Below are 18,610 nucleotides of genomic sequence, written 5' to 3'. Positions count from 1 at the left end.
CGGCGGGTCAGCCTCCGAGCACGACCACGCGCTCGCCGGCACGGATCGGCGTGGAGTACCGGTTGCCCGCGGGCGGGAGCGGGCAGACGAACTGGTCCGAGAAGGCGCACGGCGGCAGGTATGCGCGGTTGAAGTCGATCACGGCCGTACCGTCCTCGGCGGGTTCGTCGACCGGCAGGAAGCGGAAGCGATACGTCTCGAGCCCGTTCGTCCCATCCGCGAAGACGGCACTGAGCGCCCCCTGCCCGCTCCGGGTCACGGTCAGCGTCTGCGGCGCCCCGGCCAGCTCGAAGCGCAGCCGTCCGGCGATGGGTGTATCCCGCTCCTCGCCGTCGACCGAGGTGATCACGATCTGCTCGTCCGGGGTCTCCTCGAACACGGCGGGCAGTCGCCAGCGCTCGTCGGGAGCGTACGCGTCGATCGCGGTGAACCACTCGCGCTGCGGGCGCGCGGGGTTCAGCACGCGCAGGGCGAGCGAGCCGTGGCGGTCGAACACCCGCAGCTCGCGACGACCGAGGCGGATGCTCTCGCCACCGCGCAGCGTGACGGTCGAGCCGGCCTGACCGAGCTCGCTGCCGCGGATGCCGCCGTCGCCGGTCAGAGCCCAGAGCCCGGGGATGCCGTCGACCGCGGCCGCCTCCGTGATGAGCCAGTTCGTCGACTCCAGCGCCGACGGGCCATACTCCGAACCCGCATAGCGCTCGCGTGATGCGTGCCAGTCCTGCCAGTCCTTGACGAAGCTCATCGGAGCGGGTCCTCCCTTGCCAGGGCGCCGCGCCGCGGGCCACCCTCGCTCATGCGCGGAATATTGCCCCGAATCTATGCGGCTCCTCGGCCCCGCGGCATCCCCCCGTCACACACCTTCATCCCACGTCATCCCACGTCACACGCCCCCGCCCGCGAAGCTCCCACGCACGAGTTCCATCCCGCAGCAACGCATCCCGGCCGCCACGCACCCGGGAGATCGAAAACGCACACCCGCGCCACGCCGCCCACGAACGCTGACGAGCTCAACAACGCACGCGCACGACGCTCACCACGCACGAATTCGATCCTGCTGCGACGCATCCCGGCAGCCCCAAACCGAGGGATCAAAAACGCGCCGCCGAGGGGGCTGCCCGGTGCGAAATCCATCCCGCGAACGGGCGCGCGCGAACGGGCGCGCGCGAGCGAGCGGGCGCGCGCGAACGGGCGTGCGCGAACGGGCGCGCGGGAAGGGTCAGCGGGCGGGGATGTGCTTGTCGAGCCACGCCAGCACGTCGGCACGCACCTCGTCCTGCTGCAGCTCATTGAAGATCTCGTGCCGCGCATCCGGGTACACCAGCGTGGTGACGTCGGTGAGTCCGGAGCGGTTGCGGTACTCGTCGGCGAGCTTGTGCACGCTGCGGGGACCGCCGACCGGGTCGTCACGTCCGACGAGCAGCAGCATCGGGATGTCGCGCCCGAGGTCCTTGGCCGGACGCCCGTAGAGCTTCGCGGCCTCGATCGGTCCGAACAGCTTGAGCAGCGGCACGTCGGTGGTCAGCGGATCCTCAGCGAACTCGGTCCATACGGCCGGGTCGCGGCTCAGCCACTCGAACCCGGTCGCCCCGTCGCTCGACCAGCGCGCATTCAACGGCGCGGCGTTGAGCGAGCCGGGCATCCGCAGCGCGGAACCGGAGAGGATGACGGCATCCCATGCCTCCGGGTGGTCGTTCACGAGCATCTGCGCGAGGAACGAACCCCAGGAATGACCGAGGAGCACGAGCGGCAGGTCGGGGTTGTCGGCGCGGATGATCTCGGTGAGCTGCCAGACGGCCTCTTCGGCGGCGCGGAGCCCGCCTTTGCCGAGGCGACCGAGCTTCTCGGGCCCGCCGTGCTGACGCAGGCCGGTGCGGCCGTGTCCGCGATGGTCGTCGGCGTAGACGTGGAAGCCTGCGGCGGTGAGCGCCGCGATCAGAGCGTGGTACCTCCCGGCATGCTCTCCGACGCCGTGCAGCAACTGCACAACGCCACGCGGCGTCCCCTCAGCGGGATGGACGTCGTAGACGATGTCGACACCATAGGCATCGGTGAACTCGCGGGTATCCATCACGGTGCGAGCCTACCCACCGGGTAGGACGGGCGGCTACCGCGCGAGCGCATCCCGGATCGCGAACGCGATGTCACGGTCGGTGACCTCGTACCCGCCGACGCCGTCGGAGGCGGAGCCCATGCGCACGCCGCCGTCCTCGACCACGGCCCGCTTGGCGGAGAAGTGGATGGCATCCACACCGGCCGAGGCGAGCACGGGTGCGCTTGCGACGTCGACCCCACTGCCGGCCATGATCTCGATCTCGCCCTCGGCCGCGGCGACGAGCGCGCGCAGGGTGTCGATGCCGTCGATCGCGGCGGATGCCCCACCGGAGGTGAGCACGCGACGCAGGCCGAGCTCGCGGGCGCTCTGCAGCGTCGCCACCGGGTCGGCGGTCACGTCGATCGCCCGGTGCAGGGTGGCAGGAGCACCGCCGGCGGCATCGCGCAGGCGCGCCATCGCGAACAGGTCGAGGCGCCCCTCGGCGTCGAGCGCGCCGATGACGACGCCGGCCGCGCCCGCGGCGATCGCGTGGCGCACGTCACGCTCGGCGACGGCGAGCTCATCGTCGTCGTAGTGGAAGCCGCCGGCGCGGGGGCGGATCAGCACGTGCACCTCGGGGCCGTCGGAGCCTGCGGCCTCGAGGGCCAGCTCGAGCGTCGCGGGCGAAGGCGTGAGTCCTCCGAGCGCGAGTGCGGTCGCGAGTTCGACGCGTGCAGCGCCGACCTCGCGGGCGATGCGCACTCCGGCGGGGTCCTGCACGGCGATTTCCAGGGCGAGCGTTCGGGTCACCTGTCCATTCTGCCCGCTGCCGCCCCCACGTCCGGAAAATTAGATAGACTAACTAAGTAATGTCTGCGTCTGATGAATCCCTCCACCTCACCGCCACAGACCTGCGCATGGCCACGTTCCGGCTGGCCCGTCGCCTGCGTTGCGCCCGCGCCGACGGTTCGATGAGCGATGCCCAGCTGGCGGTGCTCGCCGACCTGCGCATGAACGGCCGCCGCACCATCTCGACTCTCGCCGAGCGTGAGCGCGTGACCGCACCGTCGATGACGAACACGATCAACGGCCTCGAAGAGCAGGGCTTCGTGGTGCGCATCCCCGACGAGGACGACCGCCGTCGCGTGCAGGTCGAGATCACCGAGGCGGGCGCCGAGATCGTCGTCGAGACGATCCGCCGCCGCGACGAACTTCTGGCCGACATGCTGCGCGAGGTCGACTACACCGAGGCCGAGCTCAGCACGCTGCGCGAGGCGAGCGCCCTGATGAGGCGGGTGGTCGAGCGATGAGCGCCATGTTCCGCTCCTTCGCGAACGTCAACTACCGCATCTGGTTCGCGGGCGCCCTGGTCTCCAACGTCGGTGGCTGGATGCAGGCCACCGCGCAGGACTGGGTGGTGCTGACCGAGCTGACCGACAACGACGCCACCGCGATGGGTGTGACCATGGCGCTGCAGTTCGGCCCTCCTCTCGTGCTCGTGAGCCTCACCGGGTGGGTCGCCGACCGCTTCGACCGTCGGCACATCCTGTTCGCTACCCAGTCGGCGCTGCTCGCCCTCGCCATCGCGGTGGGCGTGCTGCTGCTGAACGACCTGATGACGCTGCCGATGATGTTCGGCTTCGCTCTCGGCTTCGGCATCGTCAACGCGTTCGATGCTCCCGCGCGGCAGGCGTTCGTCTCCGACATGGTCTCCACCGGCGACACCTCCAACGCCGTGGCCCTCAACTCGGCATCCTTCAACCTCGCCCGCATGGTGGGACCGGCCGTCGGCGGCCTGCTGATCGTCGCGATCGGTTCCGGATGGGTGTTCATCGTGAACGCGGCGACCTTCCTGGCGATGCTCCTCGCCCTGCTGCTCATGCGCCGGAGCCTGCTCGCTCCTCGCCTCAAGAACCGGCGACGCGGCGGGCTCGCCGAGGGCTTCCGCTACGTGTGGGGGCGCAGCGACCTGAAGGTCGTGTTCGTCACGGTGTTCCTGATCGGCGCGTTCGGCATGAACTTCCCGATCTTCGCCTCGACCATGGCGCTCGAGTTCGGGGCTGGCGCCGACGGATACGGCGTGCTCAGCTCGGTGCTCGCGATCGGTTCGCTCATCGGCGCGCTGCTCGCTGCCCGACGCGATCGGGCCAGGGTGCGCGTCGTGATCATGGCCGCGGGCGGATTCGGCATCGCCGCGTTCGTGTCCTCCGCGATGCCGACCTATGCGTCGTATGCAGTGACCTTGACGTTCACCGGCTTCATGATCGTGACACTGCTCACCACAGCCAATGGCTACGTGCAGATCACGACCGACCCCGCGCTGCGCGGCCGCGTGCTCGCGCTGTACATGGCCGTGATCATGGGGTCGACCCCGGTCGGCGCCCCGATCGCGGGATGGGTGGCCGATACGTTCGGGCCCCGTGCCGCGATCATGCTCGGCGGCACGGCGGGATTCGTCGCCTGCGCGATCGGCGTGATCTGGGTGGCGACCTCCGGACGCCTGCGACGGGACGAGAACCGCCGCTTCCTGCTGACGCTCGACGAGACCAGGCCCCTGCGCGTGATCGAGGTCGACCCGATCGAGTTCAGCGACGAAGCGGCGGTGACCACACCGATCCGCAGTGCCAAGAAGCGCGACGTCGACGATCTCTGAACCGGTCTCGCGTGTTTGTCAACGCCCTCGCCTGGTCGCGAGAGGCGGACGTAGCGTCGCGGCATGGACGAGAACACGGAACGCACACCCCACCCCGAGGATCCCGCCGAGGGAGTGGCTGAGGAGAACGCGGGTCAGGGCGACGGCACCGGCGGCGCGATCCAGGGCGACAGTGCGCGCGGCGAGTCGACCGGTGGCGCTATTCAGGGCGATGCCGGCCAGGGTCACCGCGCGGCTCTCGGCGGCGACGAGAACACCGAGGAGCAGCTCGACGCCGACAACGGCGCCGAGGAGGACACCCTGAAGACGCTCGACCCGGACTCCCCGCCCGCCTGACACGCCCCACCCCGCCCCACCGAACCACCCCTTTGTCGGCGAACGACCCCCTTGCGCACGTTCGCAAGGGGGTCGTTCGCACCGAAAGGGGTGGGTCGGCGGGAGCAGCTCAGGCGAGGACGAGCTTGAGCTGCTCCACCGCCCAGTCGAGCTCCGTCGCACGGATCACGAGCGGCGGCGCGATGCGCACCGTCTGACCGTGCGTGTCCTTCACGAGCACACCGCGATCGAGCAGCTTCTCCGCGATCTCGCGGCCGGTGCCCTTCGCCGGGTCGATGTCGACACCGGCCCACAGCCCCGCGATGCGCACGGCCGTGACGCCATGGCCGATCAGCGGCTGCAGCGCCTCCTCCAGGTGCGCACCCAGTGCCCGCGCCCGCTCCTGGAATTCGCCGGTCTGCAGCATCTCGACCACGCGCAATCCCACCGCCGCCGCGAGCGGGTTGCCGCCGAACGTGGAACCGTGCTCGCCGGGACGGATGACGCCCAGCACGTCACTGTTCCCGACCACCGCCGACACCGGGAGGATGCCGCCGCCGAGCGCCTTGCCGAGCAGATACAGGTCGGGGACGACGCCCTCGCGGTCGCACGCGAAGGTCTCGCCGACGCGGCCGAGACCCGCCTGGATCTCATCCGCGATGAAGAGGACGTTGTTCTCGTCGCAGATCTCACGGATGCGGCGCAGGTATCCCTCCGGCGGGATCACGACCCCGGCCTCGCCCTGGATGGGCTCGACCAGCACCGCGACCGTGTCGGGAGTGATGGCAGCGGCGACGACCTCGGGGTCTCCGAACGGCACCCGATCGAACCCCGGAGTGTAAGGGCCGAAGTCGTCGTGCGCGGTCTCGTCGTCGCTGAAGCTGACGATCGTGGTCGTGCGTCCGTGGAAGTTGCCCTTCGCCACGATGATGCGCGCCTTGCCCTGCTCGACGCCCTTGACGCGGTAGCCCCAGGCACGGGCGACCTTGATGCCGGTCTCGACGGCCTCGGCCCCGGTGTTCATCGGCAGCACCAAGTCCTTGCCCGCGAGCTCGGCGAGAGCGGCGGCGAACGGTTCGAGCCGGTCGCTCTGGAACGCGCGGCTGACGAGCGTGACCTTGTCGAGCTGCTCGGTGGCCGCGGCCACGAGAGCCGGATGACGGTGCCCGAAGTTCACCGCCGAGTAGGCGGCGAGCAGGTCGAGGTACCGCTTGCCCTCGACATCGGTGACCCAGGCGCCCTCGGCGTGCGCGATCATGACGGGCAGCGGGTGGTAGTTGTGTGCGACGTGCGGCTCGGTGGCCGCTTCCGTCGTCTCGTCGACCGCGGTCACTTCGCACCCCGCAGTTCGAGCGTGCAGCACTTGATGCCGCCGCCGCCGAGCAGCAGCTCGGAGAGGTCGACCGTGATCGGGTTGTATCCGCGCTCGCGCAGCTGCTTCTCGAAGCCCTTCGCGCGCGGCGAGATGATCACGTTGTAGCCGTCGCTGGCCGAGTTCAGGCCGAACACCGCGCCGTCCTCGTCCGACACCAGGATCGCGTCGGGGAAGCGCTCCTCCAGGATCGCGCGGCTGGCGTCGTCGAAGGCCCCCGGGAGGTACGCGATGTTCGCGCGCTCCGGCCCGCCGTTCTCGATGCCCTGCACCGGGTCGAGCACGGCGATCGCGGTGTCGAGGTGGTAGAAGCGCGGATCGACGAGGTTCAGCGACACGACCTCGCGGCCGAACACCTCGCCGACCTCACGGTGGCTGTCGCCGGTCGACCGGAATCCGGTGCCCGCCAGGATCACGTCGCCGACGAGCAGGAAGTCCCCCTCCCCCTCGTTGACCTCTTCCGGCATCACGGTGTCGTAGCCCGCGGCGCGGAACCAGTCCGCGAAGGCCGGCGCCTCGCCCTGACGCTCGACGAAGCGGAACTCGGGCACGTACGCGCGTCCGTCGATGAGGAACCCGCCGTTGGCCGTGTAGACCATGTCGGGATAGCCGGCGAGCGGCTCGATGAGCTCGACCTCGTGGCCCAGTTCGAGGTACAGGTCGTACAGCTTCTGCCACTGCGCGACCGCGTTGGCGGTGTCGGTCGGCTTCGTCGGCTCCATCCACGGGTTGATGGAGTAGTTGACGGTGAAATGCTCCGGCTTGCACATCAGGTAGTGGCGGTGATGCGCGGTGCGGGCGGGTGCGGTGGAGACGGCGGTTTCCGGCGTCGACATGGATGCTCCTCGAATGAACGGGCGCGGCGGACGCTGTCCAGGGGCCCGGCGGTCCTTCGACCCGCCGCTCGCGGGGAGCGGGGCGGGGAAGATGCGACTCGAGCACGCCGCGTCCATTGTGCCATCCACCCCTGTGCGCCGCCAGGGTCCGCGCCGTGCCCGCCCGCCGACTTGTGACGAAGGTCTCTGGCGCACAGCATCCTCACAGCGATACCTTGAGCTGTTTCTCTCCTCGTCGCGCTGAAAGGACCTCCCCATGCGACTTCTCGAAACGATCACGCCGATCAGCTACGAATACCAGGGCTTCTGGGGTTCGTTCTGGGACATCATCTGGTGGTTCCTGACGATCTTCATCTTCATCAGCTACCTGTTCGTGCTGTTCGCGATCATCGGCGACCTGTTCCGCGACCACAAGCTCAACGGCTGGTGGAAGGCGGTGTGGATCGTGTTCCTGTTGTTCTTCCCGATCATCACTGCGCTGGTGTACCTGATCGCGCGCGGTCGCGGCATGGGCGAGCGCAGCCAGGCGCAGGCCAAGCAGCTGCAGGAGGCGCAGTCCGAGTACATCAAGTCCGTCGCGGGCGCCGGTGCGGCGAGCCCCGCCGACGAGATCGCCAAGGCGCGGGCGCTGCTCGACGCCGGCACGATCGACCAGGCCGAGTACGACGCACTCAAGGCCAAGGCTCTGGCCTGAGCCACGCGCCGACCGACGGGTCCGTCGCCCTGCCGGGCGGCGGACCCGTCTGCGTTGTCACGTCTCCCTCAACCCCACACCCCACGCAACTTGGGTGTGGCCGCGCGGGTCAGGAAGCCCCGCGCACCACGACCTTGCCGACCGTGTGACCGCGCTCGAGGTGGGCGAGGGCGGTGGATGCCTCGGCGAACGGGTACTCGCGCTCGATCACGGGCACGAGCCGGCCTTCGGCCACGAGGTCGAGGAGGGCGGCGAGCACTTCCGGTCGCGGTGATGCCGCGAGCGGACGGATGCGTCGGGAACCGATGGAGAGGAACGCGGCGCAGAGCATCCGCGGGATGGGTCCGAGCACATGGCCACCGTCGCCGGTGACGAGCACCACCACCCCACCGGGGATGACGAGACGCTTCAGGGCGCGCAGCGGCATCCCGCCGGCGATGTCGATGATCGCGTCGAACCGTCCGTCCGGGAGCGCGCTCAGCGGCGACTCCCGGTGGTCGAACGTGTGCGCGGCGCCCAGCCGCTCGACCAGCGGTGCGTTGCGCGTGCGGCAGGTCGCCCACACCTCGGCGCCGCGGAGGGCCGCGAGCTGCACCGCGAACGTGCCGACGCCTCCCGAGGCACCGATGATCAGCACGCGCGGGGTGGTGCCGTCGGCCATGGCGCCGCCGGGAAGGCCCACTCCGGCGAGGTCGAGCGCCTGCCACGCGGTCCCACCGGCCACGGGCAGGCAGGCCGCCGCGTCCGGAGCGATGCCGGTCGGGATCGGCACGAGTCGCGAGGCCGGAACCCGCACGTACTCCGCCAGCCCCCCGCCGCCGACGAGCTCCCCGACGACCTCTTCGCCGACCTCGGCGCCGACCACGTCGGGGCCCACCGCGACCACGGTGCCGGCGACCTCCATCCCGCGCACCGGATGCTTGGGCCGGGTCAGACCGAACACGGGACGCACCAGGAGCGGGTCGCCGAGCAGCAGGCGCACATCACCCGCGTTCAGAGCCGTGGCCCGCACGCGCACCAGCACCTCGCCGTGTGCGAGCACCGGCACCGGGATGCTCTCGAGCTTCACGCCGTCGGCCGGGCCGTACGTCTCGCGGCGCCACGCCTTCATCGGCCGGCTCATGAGGATGCTCCTGACGTGTCGGGGTAGGCGAAGAGGTCGTCGAGGCCCACGCCGAACGCGCGGGCGATCTGGAAGGCGAGCTCGAGCGTGGGCGAGTACTTCTGCTGCTCGATCGCGATGAGCGTCTGCCGCGTCACGCCGATCGTGCGGGCGAGCTCGGCCTGGGTGAGCCCGGCCTGCTCGCGATGCACGCGGATGCTGTTGGAGACGAGGGTGGGCTTGACCATCAGACGAGCCCCCGCCGGTAGGCGATCACGCGGGCGATGCCGCCGACGATCGCCGAGACCGCGAACCCGGCGAACATCGTGTTCGCGATCCAGAACACGTCGGCCCCGACGGCGCAGAGCACGATCACGCCGAGCCCCGCGATCACGACGAACGCCTGTTCGACGCGTGCCCCCATGCGGCCGATGTCGCGATCGCGGATGTCGGAGCGACCCACGCCGTCGGGATCCTTCGCCCCGGCGATCATGCCCCACACGATGCTGAGCAGGATCGTCCCGAGGATGCCGCCGCCGATGACCCACAGCATGAGCGGGAACCAGTCGACGTCGGGGAGCGGCCCTCCGGCTGCCTGCTGCAGGACGAGGACGACGTACACGATGAGCACGATCGGGCTCACGATCAAGCCGGCCCAGACGTTCCGTTCTTCGTAGACCATGATGCCTCCATGTAAAAGATTCTTGACACGGTCAGCGTACGTCCACGCCGACGCGGTGTCAAGAATTCTTTACATGACGAACCGGTCTAGTGGCGTCAAGGAAGCACATCGCGCGACCATACCGAGATGACACGACATCAGCCAGTGCTGTTTTATGACTAATGTGTTACACATAAACCATGAAGCGACAACGACGTCTCACCTCCCTCGCACTCATCGCCCTCCTTGTTGCGTCGTCCTCCGCCACGAGTACGCTAGCCGCGTCCGCCGCCACGGCCTCAGGGCCGTGCGATGCGCACGTTGTCATCATCGGGGTACGGGGGACCAATGCACCAGAGGGATCTGGTCTTGCGTCAGGAGGACGAGTTTGGACATCAGGCGGCTTCGGCAGCAACGTCACCCCCGTTATCGAAAAGCTGAGGTCTGAGTTTCCAATCGACCTCAAGTCGTGGGTAGTGAGTTTGAACTATCCCGCCACGGCCGAAGTCAACCTCATCGACACAAGCAATTCATACATCAGCAGCCGAGACAGCGGCGTCGCGACATTGAGCGCGGAGCTCGAATCGTATAGCTCTTGCGCCATACGGCCCATGGTCCTGCTAGTCGGATACTCTCAGGGCGCCGACGTCGTATCCACGACTCTGGGAAGCGCCATGAACACGACGGCGCGGGGGCAAGTCAAAGGCGCCGTTGCGTTTGGGGACCCAGGATATCGCCCAAATCAGCCGGTCAACGCACCCGGCGTGAATCCTGGAGCTATCGGCATGTGGCCACGCCCAGACGCGGTGCAGGGCCAACTCAATGAGCTGAAGACGTATGGTTGGTCAATTGACACCAACTCAGACACCTCACGGCAAGTGCTCCGAATCTACTGCCGGTCGGGAGACGCCCCCTGCCAGAACAACCTGATCGCTGGCTGGGGTGTCCACAGCGACTACAGCATGTATGTCAATGATGCAGCGGCTTTTCTCGGCAACTTCATCCGATGGGGGTAATTCGCCGATGGCAAGCCCCGGAACGATAGAGACAGGAGGGTCGACGGTATTGCCGTGGCTCCTCACCGTCTTCGTCGCTGTCGGCACGCTGTTGGCGTCCGTCATCACGTCCATCGCAACGGTGAACATGCCGGGCGACTCACCCTCGCTCAAGGATGCCGCCAACACTGCTGCGCTGGTCTTCTGCGTGGTATCCGTCGCGGGCGGCGCGGTCGCCTCATTGCTCTTCCGTTCGAGCGCGACGAAGCGCCGCGTCATCGCTTGGATGGCTCTCGGCGTCGCTGTGCTCGGTGCGGTCGTGACCCTGACGCTCATGATGACCGCCACGAACTGAGCAGTCCCCCACCCGCCCGCCTCTTCCCGTCGCGCTTTCTGTCGGTATGCGCGCCGAGTACCGACAGAAAGCGCGACAGAACGGGACGCGTACGTCGCGATACAGAACGCCTGGCGATGGCCTCAGATCGCGGAACTGCTCCAGGGATCGAGGTTGCCGTAGCGGTGCGCCGTGATCGAGATCGACTGCTCGTGAACGAACGGCAGCAGCTCGATGCGGGCGGCCGCGGTCACCTCGCCGTCGTACACCGCGAGGTCGGGGTCACCGCCCGATGCCGTGGCGAGAGCCGTGTGCAGTGCGGCGACCGCAGCACGACCGCCCACGAGTCGCACCCGATGGCGGGACGCCGGAGCCGGAACGCCCTCGGCGACCTCGGCGCGGAGCACGCGCTGCATCCACTCCTCGTCGCTCTCGAGGAACACCGTCGCATCGAGGTCGCCGAGGGTGCGGCGCACCTCGCCCGGCAACCCGACCGGCGTCGAGATCACGAACTTCGCCCCGGAGCGCACACCGGCGATCACGACGCGCAGCAGATCCTGCAGCGCCGCATCCTCCGTCGCCCGCACCTCCACCGGAACCGGACGGTAGCGGAAGAGGTTGCGTTCGACGCCGAGCCGCGAGACGTCGCGCACCTGACCGAACTCGCGATCCCACGCCAGCGCGTCCGACAGCGCCGAGCGCCGCAACCACTCGAACGACTCGTACCCGAGCGACGACTGGGCCGACTCGATGAGCGCCGTGATGCGCGAGTCGAGCCCCCGCAGATGCAGGGTGCTGGATGCCGGCCCGCCCGGCTGCGACCGCCAGGACCCCAGACCGATGAGGTAGTTCGGGCCGCCGGCCTTGGCACCGGGACCGACCGCGGAGCGCTTCCACCCGCCGAACGGCTGCCGCTGCACGATCGCGCCCGTGATGCCGCGGTTGACGTACAGGTTTCCCGCCTGCACCCGGTCGATCCAGAACGCGAGCTCCTCCGGGTCCTGGGTGTACAGCCCCGCGGTGAGACCGTAGGCGACGGCGTTCTGCATCTCGACGGCTTTGGCCAGCGTGGGCGCGTGCATCACCCCGAGCACCGGGCCGAAGAACTCCTCGGTGTGGAACCGCGATCCCTCCTGCACCCCGACGCGGATGCCGGGGCGCCACAGTCGTCCGCTCCCGTCGTCGGCGGGGTCGAGGGCGGGCTCGATCAGCCACTGCTCGTCGCCCTCGAGCCGGCTCAGCGCCCAGGCGAGCTTGCCCTGCGGCGACTCGATCACCGGCCCGACCTCGGCCAGCGGATCGGTGGGGGCTCCGACGTGCAGCGAGCGCACGGCATCCGCCAGCTGCCGGGCGAACCGCGGCGACCGTCCGATCGGGCCGACGAGGATCGCCAGCGACGCGGCCGAGCACTTCTGCCCGGCATGCCCGAAGGCGCTCTTGACGAGGTCGGCGACCGCGAGATCGAGGTCGGCCGACGGTGTGATGATCATGGCGTTCTTGCCGCTGGTCTCGGCGAGGAGCGGCAGATCGGGGCGCCAGGAGCGGAACAGCGCGGCGGTGTCCCAGGAGCCGGTGAGGATCACGCGGTCGACGGCGTCATGGGTGATGAGCTCACGGCCGAGCTCGCCCTCCTCGATGTCGACGAGGGCGAGCAGGTCGCGCGGCACGCCCGCCTGCCACAGCGTCTCGGCGATCACGGCGGCGCAACGGCGGGCCTGCGGGGCGGGCTTGAAGACCACACCGGAGCCTGCGGCGAGCGCGGCGAGCACCCCGCCGGCCGGGATCGCGAGGGGGAAGTTCCACGGCGGCGTGACGACGGTCACGGATGCGGGCACGAACACGGCGCCCGCGATCGCATCCAGTTCCCGCGCCTTGGCCGCGTAGTAGCGGGCGAAGTCGACGGCCTCGCTCACCTCGATGTCGGCCTCCGCGAACACCTTGCCGGTCTCGGCCGCGGCGACCTCGATCAGATCGGCCCGCCGCGATTCGAGGGCGGCGGCGGCGCGCAGCAGCACCTCGGCGCGTTCGGCGGCCGGGCGTCCGCCCCACGCGGGGGCGGCGCGGCGCACGCCCTGCACGAGGCGTTCGAGGGCTTCGACGTCGGGCACGCGGGCCGCGTCGATCGTGGCGGCGCCGAGGCCGGAGGTGGAGATCCGCTCGCGCACGGTGCGGGCCCAGTCGCGGTTCGCCGGGAGAGCCGGGTCGGTGTCGGGCGTGTTCGAGAAGCCGGGCGCGCCACCGGCATCCTGTTCCACCTCGCGGGCGGAGTACACCGCGGTCTCGAGGAACGCCTCGCGACCGCCGTCGCCGTCCGAGCCCCGGGAGATCCCGAGCACCGCCTTCGTGAGGTCGGTCTCGGGCGCGGGCGCGAGCGGCGCGGGACGCACCGATTCGTGCACGGGCGCGCGCCGGTCCTGGGTGCGTCGCGGCCCGGTCCGGAGGGTCGCATCCGTGGAGCGGTCGAGCGCATCGAGGAAACGATCCTGCTCCCGCACGAACAGGGCCTCGTCGTCGCCGAGCCGGAATGCCGCGGAGAGGAAGTTGTCAGGCGAGGCGTTCTCCTCCAGCCGCCGCACCAGATAGCTGATCGCCACGTCGAACTCGGCGGGCGCCACGACCGGCACGTACAGCAGCACCGGGCCGACCTCACGGGACACGGCCTGCACCTGCCCCTGGGCCATGCCGAGCAGCATCTCGAACTCGACGGCCTCGCGCACGCCGCGCTCCCCCGCCAGCAGCCAGGCGTAGGCGATGCCGAAGAGGTTGTGTCCAGCGACCCCCACCTTCACGGCCGCCGTGTGCTCAGGCCGCAGTGCCCAGTCGAGCACCCGCAGGTAGTTCGCGTCGGTGTCGAGCTTGGTGTCGTAGGTCGCGGACGCCCAGCCGTGCATGCGCGCCTCGACATGCTCCATCGCGAGGTTGGCGCCCTTGACGAGTCGCACCTTGATGCGGGCGCCGCCGTGCGCGACGCGGTCCTGCGACCATGCGGTGAGCTCCTGGAACGCGGGCAGCGCGTCGGGCAGGTACGCCTGCAGCACGATCCCCGCCTCGAGTGCGGCGAGACGCGGGTCCTCGAGGAGGCGCGTGAACACCGCGATGGTCAGGTCGAGGTCGCGGTACTCCTCCATGTCGAGGTTGATGAAGGTGCCGTCGGCGGCAGCCGTGACGTAGAGCGGCAGGAGCCGGGCGACCACCTCGTCGACGACCTCGTCGAACGCCCACATCGACAGGTGGCTGATGATCGCCGAGACCTTGACCGAGACGTAGTCGACGTCGGGGCGACGGATCAGCGCATGGATGCCGTCGAGTCGACGTCGCGCCTCGGCCTCGCCGAGCACGGCCTCGCCGAGGAGGTTGAGGTTGAGGCGGGATCCACTCGCCGCGATCCGTTCGATGGCCGCACCGAGCTTCGCGGGGCGCGCATCGACGACGAGGTGTCCGACCATGTCACGCAGCACCCGGCGGGCGATGGGGACCACCGGCGCGGGGAGGATCTGCGCGACGCCGCCGCCGACCCGCACGACCGACCGCAGATACCAGGGCAGGAACTCGGGCACGATGGGCGCGATCCTGTGCAGCTGCGACGCGGCGGCGCTCAGGCTCTCCGGTCGCATGACCCCATCGACGAATCCGAGCGTGAACGGCAGTCCGTTGGCATCCTGCAGCACGCCCGCGAGTCGGGCGGCGGCGGGGTCGGGTTCGATCGCCGCGGCCTCGATCGCCCAGCGACGAGCGAGCTCGACGGCGCGGTCTGCGAGGGGTGCGGATGCCACGGCATCCGTGGGGGATGACGACGACTCTGCCATGGTCTCCACCCTAGGTCTGGATGCGCGCGCCGAACGGGATCCCGCACCCCTCGCCGCGACTCACAGCGCCGCGATGATGTCCTCCACGCGCCGCTTCGCGTCGCCGAACAGCATCGACGCGTTCTCGCGGAAGAACAGCGGGTTCTGCACGCCCGCGTATCCGGCGGCCATGGAGCGCTTGAACACGATGACGTTCTCGGCCTCCCACACCTTGAGCACGGGCATCCCCGCGATGGGGCTTCCCGGGTCTTCCGCGGCGGCCGGGTTGACGGTGTCGTTCGCGCCGATCACGAGCACGACCGAGGTCGCGGCCAGGTCGTCGTTGATCTCGTCCATGCTCAGGACGATGTCGTACGGCACCTTCGCCTCGGCCAGCAGCACGTTCATGTGGCCGGGGAGGCGACCGGCGACCGGGTGGATGCCGAACCGCACCTCCACGCCTCGCTCGCGCAGGCGGCGCACCAGGTCGGCCACCGGATACTGCGCCTGCGCGACGGCCATGCCGTAGCCCGGGGTGATCACGACGCTGCCGGCGGCGGCGAGCATCTCGGCCGCCCCCTCCGCCGTGATCTCGCGGTGCTCGCCGTACTCGGTGTCGTCCGTGGTCGCTGCCGCGATCCCGAATCCACCCGCGATGACCGAGAGGAACGAGCGGTTCATGGCCTTGCACATCACATAGGAGAGGTACGCACCCGACGATCCGACCAGCGCACCCGTGACGATGAGCAGGTCGTTGTTGAGCAGGAAGCCGGCCGCGGCCGCCGCCCACCCGGAGTAGCTGTTGAGCATCGAGACGACGACGGGCATGTCGCCGCCGCCGATCGAGGCGACCAGGTGCCATCCCAGCGCGAAGGCGAGCACCGTGACGGCGATCAGGAGCCACAACTGCTGGTCGTTCACGAACCACACGGTCAGGGCGAGGAAGGCGACGAGAGCGCCGATGTTGAGGCCGTTCTTGCCGGGGAGCATGAGCGGCTTCGACGACATCTTCGCCGAGAGCTTGAGGTACGCGACGATCGAACCGGTGAAGGTCACCCCGCCGATGAAGATGCCGATGAACACCTCGGCGTTGTGGATGCCGACCAGTGCGGGTGCGATCTCGGGGTGGGCGAGGTAGCCGTTCCAGCCGACGAGCACCGCGGCGAGGCCGACGAAGCTGTGCAGGAGCGCGATGAGCTCGGGCATCCCGGTCATCTCGACGACCCGCGCCCGCCAGAGCCCGATCGCCGCGCCGATGAGCACTGCGGCGACGAGGAGACCGAGTCCGAGGAAGGCACCGGTGGTCCAGGCGTCCGCGACGGTGAGGGCGACCGTCGCGACCAGCGCGATGGTCATGCCGGAGATGCCGTAGACCACGCCCGCGCGGGCGGACTCGTGGCGGCTGAGCCCGGCGAGGCTGAGGATGAACAGTAGCGCGGCGACGATGTAGGCCGCGCCGGCGAGCGCGTCGACCGTCACTTCTGGCCGCCCTTCGTGAACATGGCGAGCATCCGTCGGGTGACCGCGAAGCCTCCGAAGATGTTGATCGAGGCCAGCAGCACCGCGACAGCGGCGAGCACCTGCACGATCGGGAGCGGCGAGGTGATCTGCAGCATCGCGCCGACCACGATCACGCCCGAGATGGCGTTGGTGACCGACATCAGCGGGGTGTGCAGCGCGTGGTGCACCTTGCCGATCACGTAGAACCCGATCACGACGGACAGCACGAGCACGGTGAAGTGCTGCGGGAGAGGAGCCGGAGCGAACGCGTTCACCGCGAACAACGCGGCGACACCCACGACGATGAGCGCCACGCGACGCGCGACCGACATCTTCTTCGGCGGCGCGACCTCGATCGGGGCGGCCTCGGCCTTCGCGGTCGGGGCGGCGGCGACCTGCACCGCGGGCGACGGCCAGGTGACCTCGCCGTCGCGGACCACGGTGACCGAACGCTGCACGACGTCGTCGAAGTCGATCACCAGCTGTCCGTCCTTGGCGGGGGTCAGCAGCGCGACGAGGTTCGCGAGGTTGGTGCCGTAGAGCTGAGACGCCTGTGCGGCCAGCCGCGACGCGAGATCCGTGTAGCCGAGGATGATCACGCCGTTCTCGGTGACGATGCGCTCCCCCGCGACCGATCCCTCGACGTTGCCGCCCTGCCCTGCTGCCATGTCGACGATCACGCTGCCGGGCTTCATCTGCGCGACATCCGAGGCCGTGATCAGACGCGGTGCGGCGCGACCGGGGATGAGCGCGGTGGTGATGATGATGTCGACCTCGGCGGCCTGCTCTGTGTAGATCTCGGCGGCCCGGCGGTCGTAATCGGCACTCGTGGCCTTGGCGTAGCCGTCGGTGGATGCGGCGACCTCGACGTCCACGGGGAGGTACGAGCCGCCGATCGACGTGACCTGGTCGGCGACCTCGGGGCGCGGGTCGGTGGCGCGCACGATCGCTCCGAGGCTGGATGCCGCACCGATCGCGGCGAGTCCGGCGACACCGGCTCCCGCGACCAGCACCTTCGCCGGGGGCACCTTCCCGGCGGCGGTCACCTGGCCCGTGAAGAAGCGTCCGAACTCGTGCGCGGCCTCGACCACCGCCCGGTAGCCGGCGATGTTCGCCATCGAGCTGAGCACGTCCATCGACTGCGCGCGCGAGATGCGGGGCACGGCGTCGAGGGCGAGGGCGGTGATCCCCCGCTGCGCGAGCGCCTCGACCAGGTCGGGCCGCAGCGCGGGCGAGAGCAGGGCGATGAGCGTGGCGTCGTCGGCGAGCAGAGCGATCTCCTCCGCGCCGGGGGCCGTGATCGCGAGCACGATCTCGCTCCCCCATGCCTCCCCGCGGGACACGAGCGCGGCGCCCGCCGCCTCGTACTCCGCATCGGGATAGGACGCTGCCGCGCCGGCTCCCCGTTCCACTCTGACCGTGTGGCCCAGCTTCCCGAGCGACACGATCGTCGCCGGGGTGGCCGAGACCCGTGCTTCGCCCGCAGGCTCCCGCACGATGCCGATGACTGCCACTGCTTCCTCCTCCGCCCGTCTGCGTCGACGGGATCACCGGGGCGTCCGTGCCCCTGACTTCTCGCTCAGAGTACTGAGGCGCGCGCGGAGAACACCCCTCTTTCGCTCCTGTGACAGGGAAAGAAAAGGGGTTCTTACGGAAAGCGGAGGAGCGTGAGTCGTCAGTTCCAGACGCTCGGTGCGGAGGTGCGCACCGGCGGGAGGGCGGATGCTGCAGCCCAGTCATGCACCCACGGGTCGATCTCGGGCAGTCCCTCGGGCATACCGACCGCGGCGAACAGCTCCTCGTTGCTGACCGTGCCACCCGAGCGCCGCAGCATCCGAGCCCGTACGATGGCGCGGGCGTAGACCTCGCCGCCGACGACCGCACGGTGCTCGAGGAAGATGGCCTTGTCGTCGTGGCCGATGAACCGCGACTGCACGTCGAACCGCTGCCACAGCTGCAGCGACTTGCGGAACGTGACGGTCTCGCTGGAGACGACCGCGTACCAGCCGCGATCCTTCATCGCGTCGAAGAGCCCGGTGCGGATCAGCTGGTCCCAACGTCCGAGGTCGAACAGCGACAGGTACCGACCGTTGTTCATGTGGCGCAGGATGTCGAGGTCGGTCGGCAGGGTGGTGATGCGCAGGCTCCCCACGGCGGCCGGGTCGAGGGTCTTGCCCTGCCGCACGCGGCGACGGGCGCCGAGGATCACCAGGAGGGTCCGCCAGATCACGTTCACGAGGATCGATCGTAGCCAGACGCGCACGATCTGCGAACATCGTTGTGCGAAACCTCTAGGGGATGACGCTGGGTCTCATCGGGCATCCGCTC

The 18,610-nt window shown here is 69.6% G+C and carries 18 protein-coding genes; 6 read left to right on the top strand and 12 right to left on the bottom strand.

What is annotated here, in order from left to right; translation table 11 throughout:
- Window positions 1-7: 7 nt before the first annotated feature.
- The 3 genes from WFM69_RS03830 to WFM69_RS03820 all read right to left on the bottom strand — a co-directional run bounded on the left by WFM69_RS03830 (window position 8) and on the right by WFM69_RS03820 (window position 2,845).
- On the bottom strand, window positions 8-745 hold the full coding sequence (locus tag WFM69_RS03830; RefSeq protein WP_337001805.1) for a DUF1684 domain-containing protein: 738 nt from the start codon (window positions 743-745) through the stop codon (window positions 8-10).
- A 474-nt stretch (window positions 746-1,219) separates the two neighbouring features.
- Window positions 1,220-2,071, bottom strand: coding sequence for an alpha/beta hydrolase (locus WFM69_RS03825; protein ID WP_337002102.1), 852 nt, complete (start codon window positions 2,069-2,071; stop codon window positions 1,220-1,222).
- Window positions 2,072-2,107: 36 nt separating this feature from the next.
- Window positions 2,108-2,845 carry a copper homeostasis protein CutC gene (locus WFM69_RS03820; protein ID WP_337001803.1) on the bottom strand — a complete coding sequence of 246 codons (738 nt, stop codon included), beginning with the start codon at window positions 2,843-2,845 and terminating at the stop codon, window positions 2,108-2,110.
- 59 nt (window positions 2,846-2,904) lie between these two features.
- Here WFM69_RS03820 and WFM69_RS03815 point away from each other — a divergent pair, with 59 nt between their 5' ends.
- The 3 genes from WFM69_RS03815 (at window position 2,905) to WFM69_RS03805 (ending at window position 5,024) form a co-directional block, all read left to right on the top strand.
- Window positions 2,905-3,345 (top strand): MarR family winged helix-turn-helix transcriptional regulator, encoded by a 441-nt coding sequence (locus WFM69_RS03815; RefSeq protein ID WP_337001801.1) that lies wholly within the window; start codon window positions 2,905-2,907, stop codon window positions 3,343-3,345.
- 5 nt (window positions 3,346-3,350) lie between these two features.
- On the top strand, window positions 3,351-4,688 hold the full coding sequence (locus WFM69_RS03810) for an MFS transporter (RefSeq protein WP_337002100.1): 1,338 nt from the start codon (window positions 3,351-3,353) through the stop codon (window positions 4,686-4,688).
- Window positions 4,689-4,751: 63 nt separating this feature from the next.
- Entirely contained in the window at window positions 4,752-5,024 is a 273-nt protein-coding gene (locus WFM69_RS03805) for a hypothetical protein (protein WP_337001799.1), read from the top strand.
- A gap of 109 nt (window positions 5,025-5,133) precedes the next feature.
- On the opposite strand, the gene rocD is transcribed toward WFM69_RS03805, so the two are convergent.
- Complete coding sequence (gene rocD / locus WFM69_RS03800; RefSeq protein ID WP_337001797.1) at window positions 5,134-6,336, bottom strand: ornithine--oxo-acid transaminase; 1,203 nt, start codon at window positions 6,334-6,336, stop codon at window positions 5,134-5,136.
- Complete coding sequence (gene ddaH, locus WFM69_RS03795; RefSeq protein ID WP_337001795.1) at window positions 6,333-7,211, bottom strand: dimethylargininase; 879 nt, start codon at window positions 7,209-7,211, stop codon at window positions 6,333-6,335. Before ddaH ends, rocD begins: the two co-directional genes overlap by 4 nt.
- A gap of 256 nt (window positions 7,212-7,467) precedes the next feature.
- On the opposite strand from ddaH, the gene WFM69_RS03790 reads away from it, so the two are divergent.
- The gene (locus tag WFM69_RS03790; RefSeq protein ID WP_337001793.1) at window positions 7,468-7,905 is read left to right on the top strand and encodes an SHOCT domain-containing protein; all 438 of its coding nucleotides are present in this window, start codon (window positions 7,468-7,470) and stop codon (window positions 7,903-7,905) included.
- 109 nt (window positions 7,906-8,014) lie between these two features.
- Here WFM69_RS03790 and WFM69_RS03785 read toward each other — a convergent pair whose 3' ends face one another.
- Genes WFM69_RS03785 through WFM69_RS03775 form a run of 3 tightly spaced genes read right to left on the bottom strand, consistent with a single transcriptional unit; the run spans window position 8,015 to window position 9,689 of the window.
- The gene (locus tag WFM69_RS03785) at window positions 8,015-9,028 is read right to left on the bottom strand and encodes an NAD(P)-dependent alcohol dehydrogenase (RefSeq protein ID WP_337001791.1); all 1,014 of its coding nucleotides are present in this window, start codon (window positions 9,026-9,028) and stop codon (window positions 8,015-8,017) included.
- A complete protein-coding gene (locus WFM69_RS03780; protein ID WP_337001789.1) occupies window positions 9,025-9,255 on the bottom strand; it encodes a helix-turn-helix transcriptional regulator in 231 nt (76 codons plus the stop codon). Before WFM69_RS03780 ends, WFM69_RS03785 begins: the two co-directional genes overlap by 4 nt.
- Window positions 9,255-9,689, bottom strand: coding sequence for a hypothetical protein (locus tag WFM69_RS03775; protein ID WP_337001787.1), 435 nt, complete (start codon window positions 9,687-9,689; stop codon window positions 9,255-9,257). Before WFM69_RS03775 ends, WFM69_RS03780 begins: the two co-directional genes overlap by 1 nt.
- A gap of 179 nt (window positions 9,690-9,868) precedes the next feature.
- On the opposite strand from WFM69_RS03775, the gene WFM69_RS19410 reads away from it, so the two are divergent.
- On the top strand, window positions 9,869-10,684 hold the full coding sequence (locus WFM69_RS19410; protein ID WP_442928446.1) for a cutinase family protein: 816 nt from the start codon (window positions 9,869-9,871) through the stop codon (window positions 10,682-10,684).
- Window positions 10,685-10,733: 49 nt separating this feature from the next.
- Entirely contained in the window at window positions 10,734-11,018 is a 285-nt protein-coding gene (locus WFM69_RS03770) for a hypothetical protein (RefSeq protein ID WP_337001785.1), read from the top strand.
- Between the two features lie 122 nt (window positions 11,019-11,140).
- On the opposite strand, the gene WFM69_RS03765 is transcribed toward WFM69_RS03770, so the two are convergent.
- The 4 genes from WFM69_RS03765 to WFM69_RS03750 form a co-directional block, all read right to left on the bottom strand.
- Entirely contained in the window at window positions 11,141-14,803 is a 3,663-nt protein-coding gene (locus WFM69_RS03765) for a bifunctional proline dehydrogenase/L-glutamate gamma-semialdehyde dehydrogenase (protein WP_337001783.1), read from the bottom strand.
- Between the two features lie 60 nt (window positions 14,804-14,863).
- Window positions 14,864-16,261, bottom strand: a complete 1,398-nt coding sequence (gene pntB / locus WFM69_RS03760) for a Re/Si-specific NAD(P)(+) transhydrogenase subunit beta (RefSeq protein WP_337001781.1) — start codon at window positions 16,259-16,261, stop codon at window positions 14,864-14,866.
- Window positions 16,258-17,796 carry a Re/Si-specific NAD(P)(+) transhydrogenase subunit alpha gene (locus WFM69_RS03755; protein WP_337001780.1) on the bottom strand — a complete coding sequence of 513 codons (1,539 nt, stop codon included), beginning with the start codon at window positions 17,794-17,796 and terminating at the stop codon, window positions 16,258-16,260. The genes pntB and WFM69_RS03755 overlap by 4 nt, the downstream gene beginning before the upstream one ends.
- 161 nt (window positions 17,797-17,957) lie before the next feature.
- A complete protein-coding gene (locus WFM69_RS03750; protein WP_337001779.1) occupies window positions 17,958-18,518 on the bottom strand; it encodes an acyl-CoA thioesterase in 561 nt (186 codons plus the stop codon).
- Window positions 18,519-18,610 lie beyond the last annotated feature (92 nt).

Origin of the sequence: Microbacterium sp. LB12, from assembly GCF_037150835.1 — a bacterium.
Taxonomy (GTDB): Bacteria; Actinomycetota; Actinomycetes; order Actinomycetales; family Microbacteriaceae; genus Microbacterium.
This window is presented reverse-complemented; position numbering and strand designations above follow the sequence as displayed.

What these genes read in the sequence shown, in the direction of transcription:
- WFM69_RS03780 (WP_337001789.1), bottom strand. Translation starts at nt 9,255, where the DNA reads ATGGTCAAGCCCACCCTCGTCTCCAACAGCATCCGCGTGCATCGCGAG.
- WFM69_RS03810 (WP_337002100.1), top strand. Translation starts at nt 3,351, where the DNA reads ATGTTCCGCTCCTTCGCGAACGTCAACTACCGCATCTGGTTCGCGGGC.
- WFM69_RS19410 (WP_442928446.1), top strand. Translation starts at nt 9,869, where the DNA reads ATGAAGCGACAACGACGTCTCACCTCCCTCGCACTCATCGCCCTCCTT.
- WFM69_RS03815 (WP_337001801.1), top strand. Translation starts at nt 2,905, where the DNA reads ATGTCTGCGTCTGATGAATCCCTCCACCTCACCGCCACAGACCTGCGC.
- WFM69_RS03765 (WP_337001783.1), bottom strand. Translation starts at nt 14,803, where the DNA reads ATGGCAGAGTCGTCGTCATCCCCCACGGATGCCGTGGCATCCGCACCC.
- WFM69_RS03805 (WP_337001799.1), top strand. Translation starts at nt 4,752, where the DNA reads ATGGACGAGAACACGGAACGCACACCCCACCCCGAGGATCCCGCCGAG.
- ddaH (WP_337001795.1), bottom strand. Translation starts at nt 7,211, where the DNA reads ATGTCGACGCCGGAAACCGCCGTCTCCACCGCACCCGCCCGCACCGCG.
- WFM69_RS03775 (WP_337001787.1), bottom strand. Translation starts at nt 9,689, where the DNA reads ATGGTCTACGAAGAACGGAACGTCTGGGCCGGCTTGATCGTGAGCCCG.
- WFM69_RS03790 (WP_337001793.1), top strand. Translation starts at nt 7,468, where the DNA reads ATGCGACTTCTCGAAACGATCACGCCGATCAGCTACGAATACCAGGGC.
- WFM69_RS03785 (WP_337001791.1), bottom strand. Translation starts at nt 9,028, where the DNA reads ATGAGCCGGCCGATGAAGGCGTGGCGCCGCGAGACGTACGGCCCGGCC.
- WFM69_RS03825 (WP_337002102.1), bottom strand. Translation starts at nt 2,071, where the DNA reads ATGGATACCCGCGAGTTCACCGATGCCTATGGTGTCGACATCGTCTAC.
- WFM69_RS03830 (WP_337001805.1), bottom strand. Translation starts at nt 745, where the DNA reads ATGAGCTTCGTCAAGGACTGGCAGGACTGGCACGCATCACGCGAGCGC.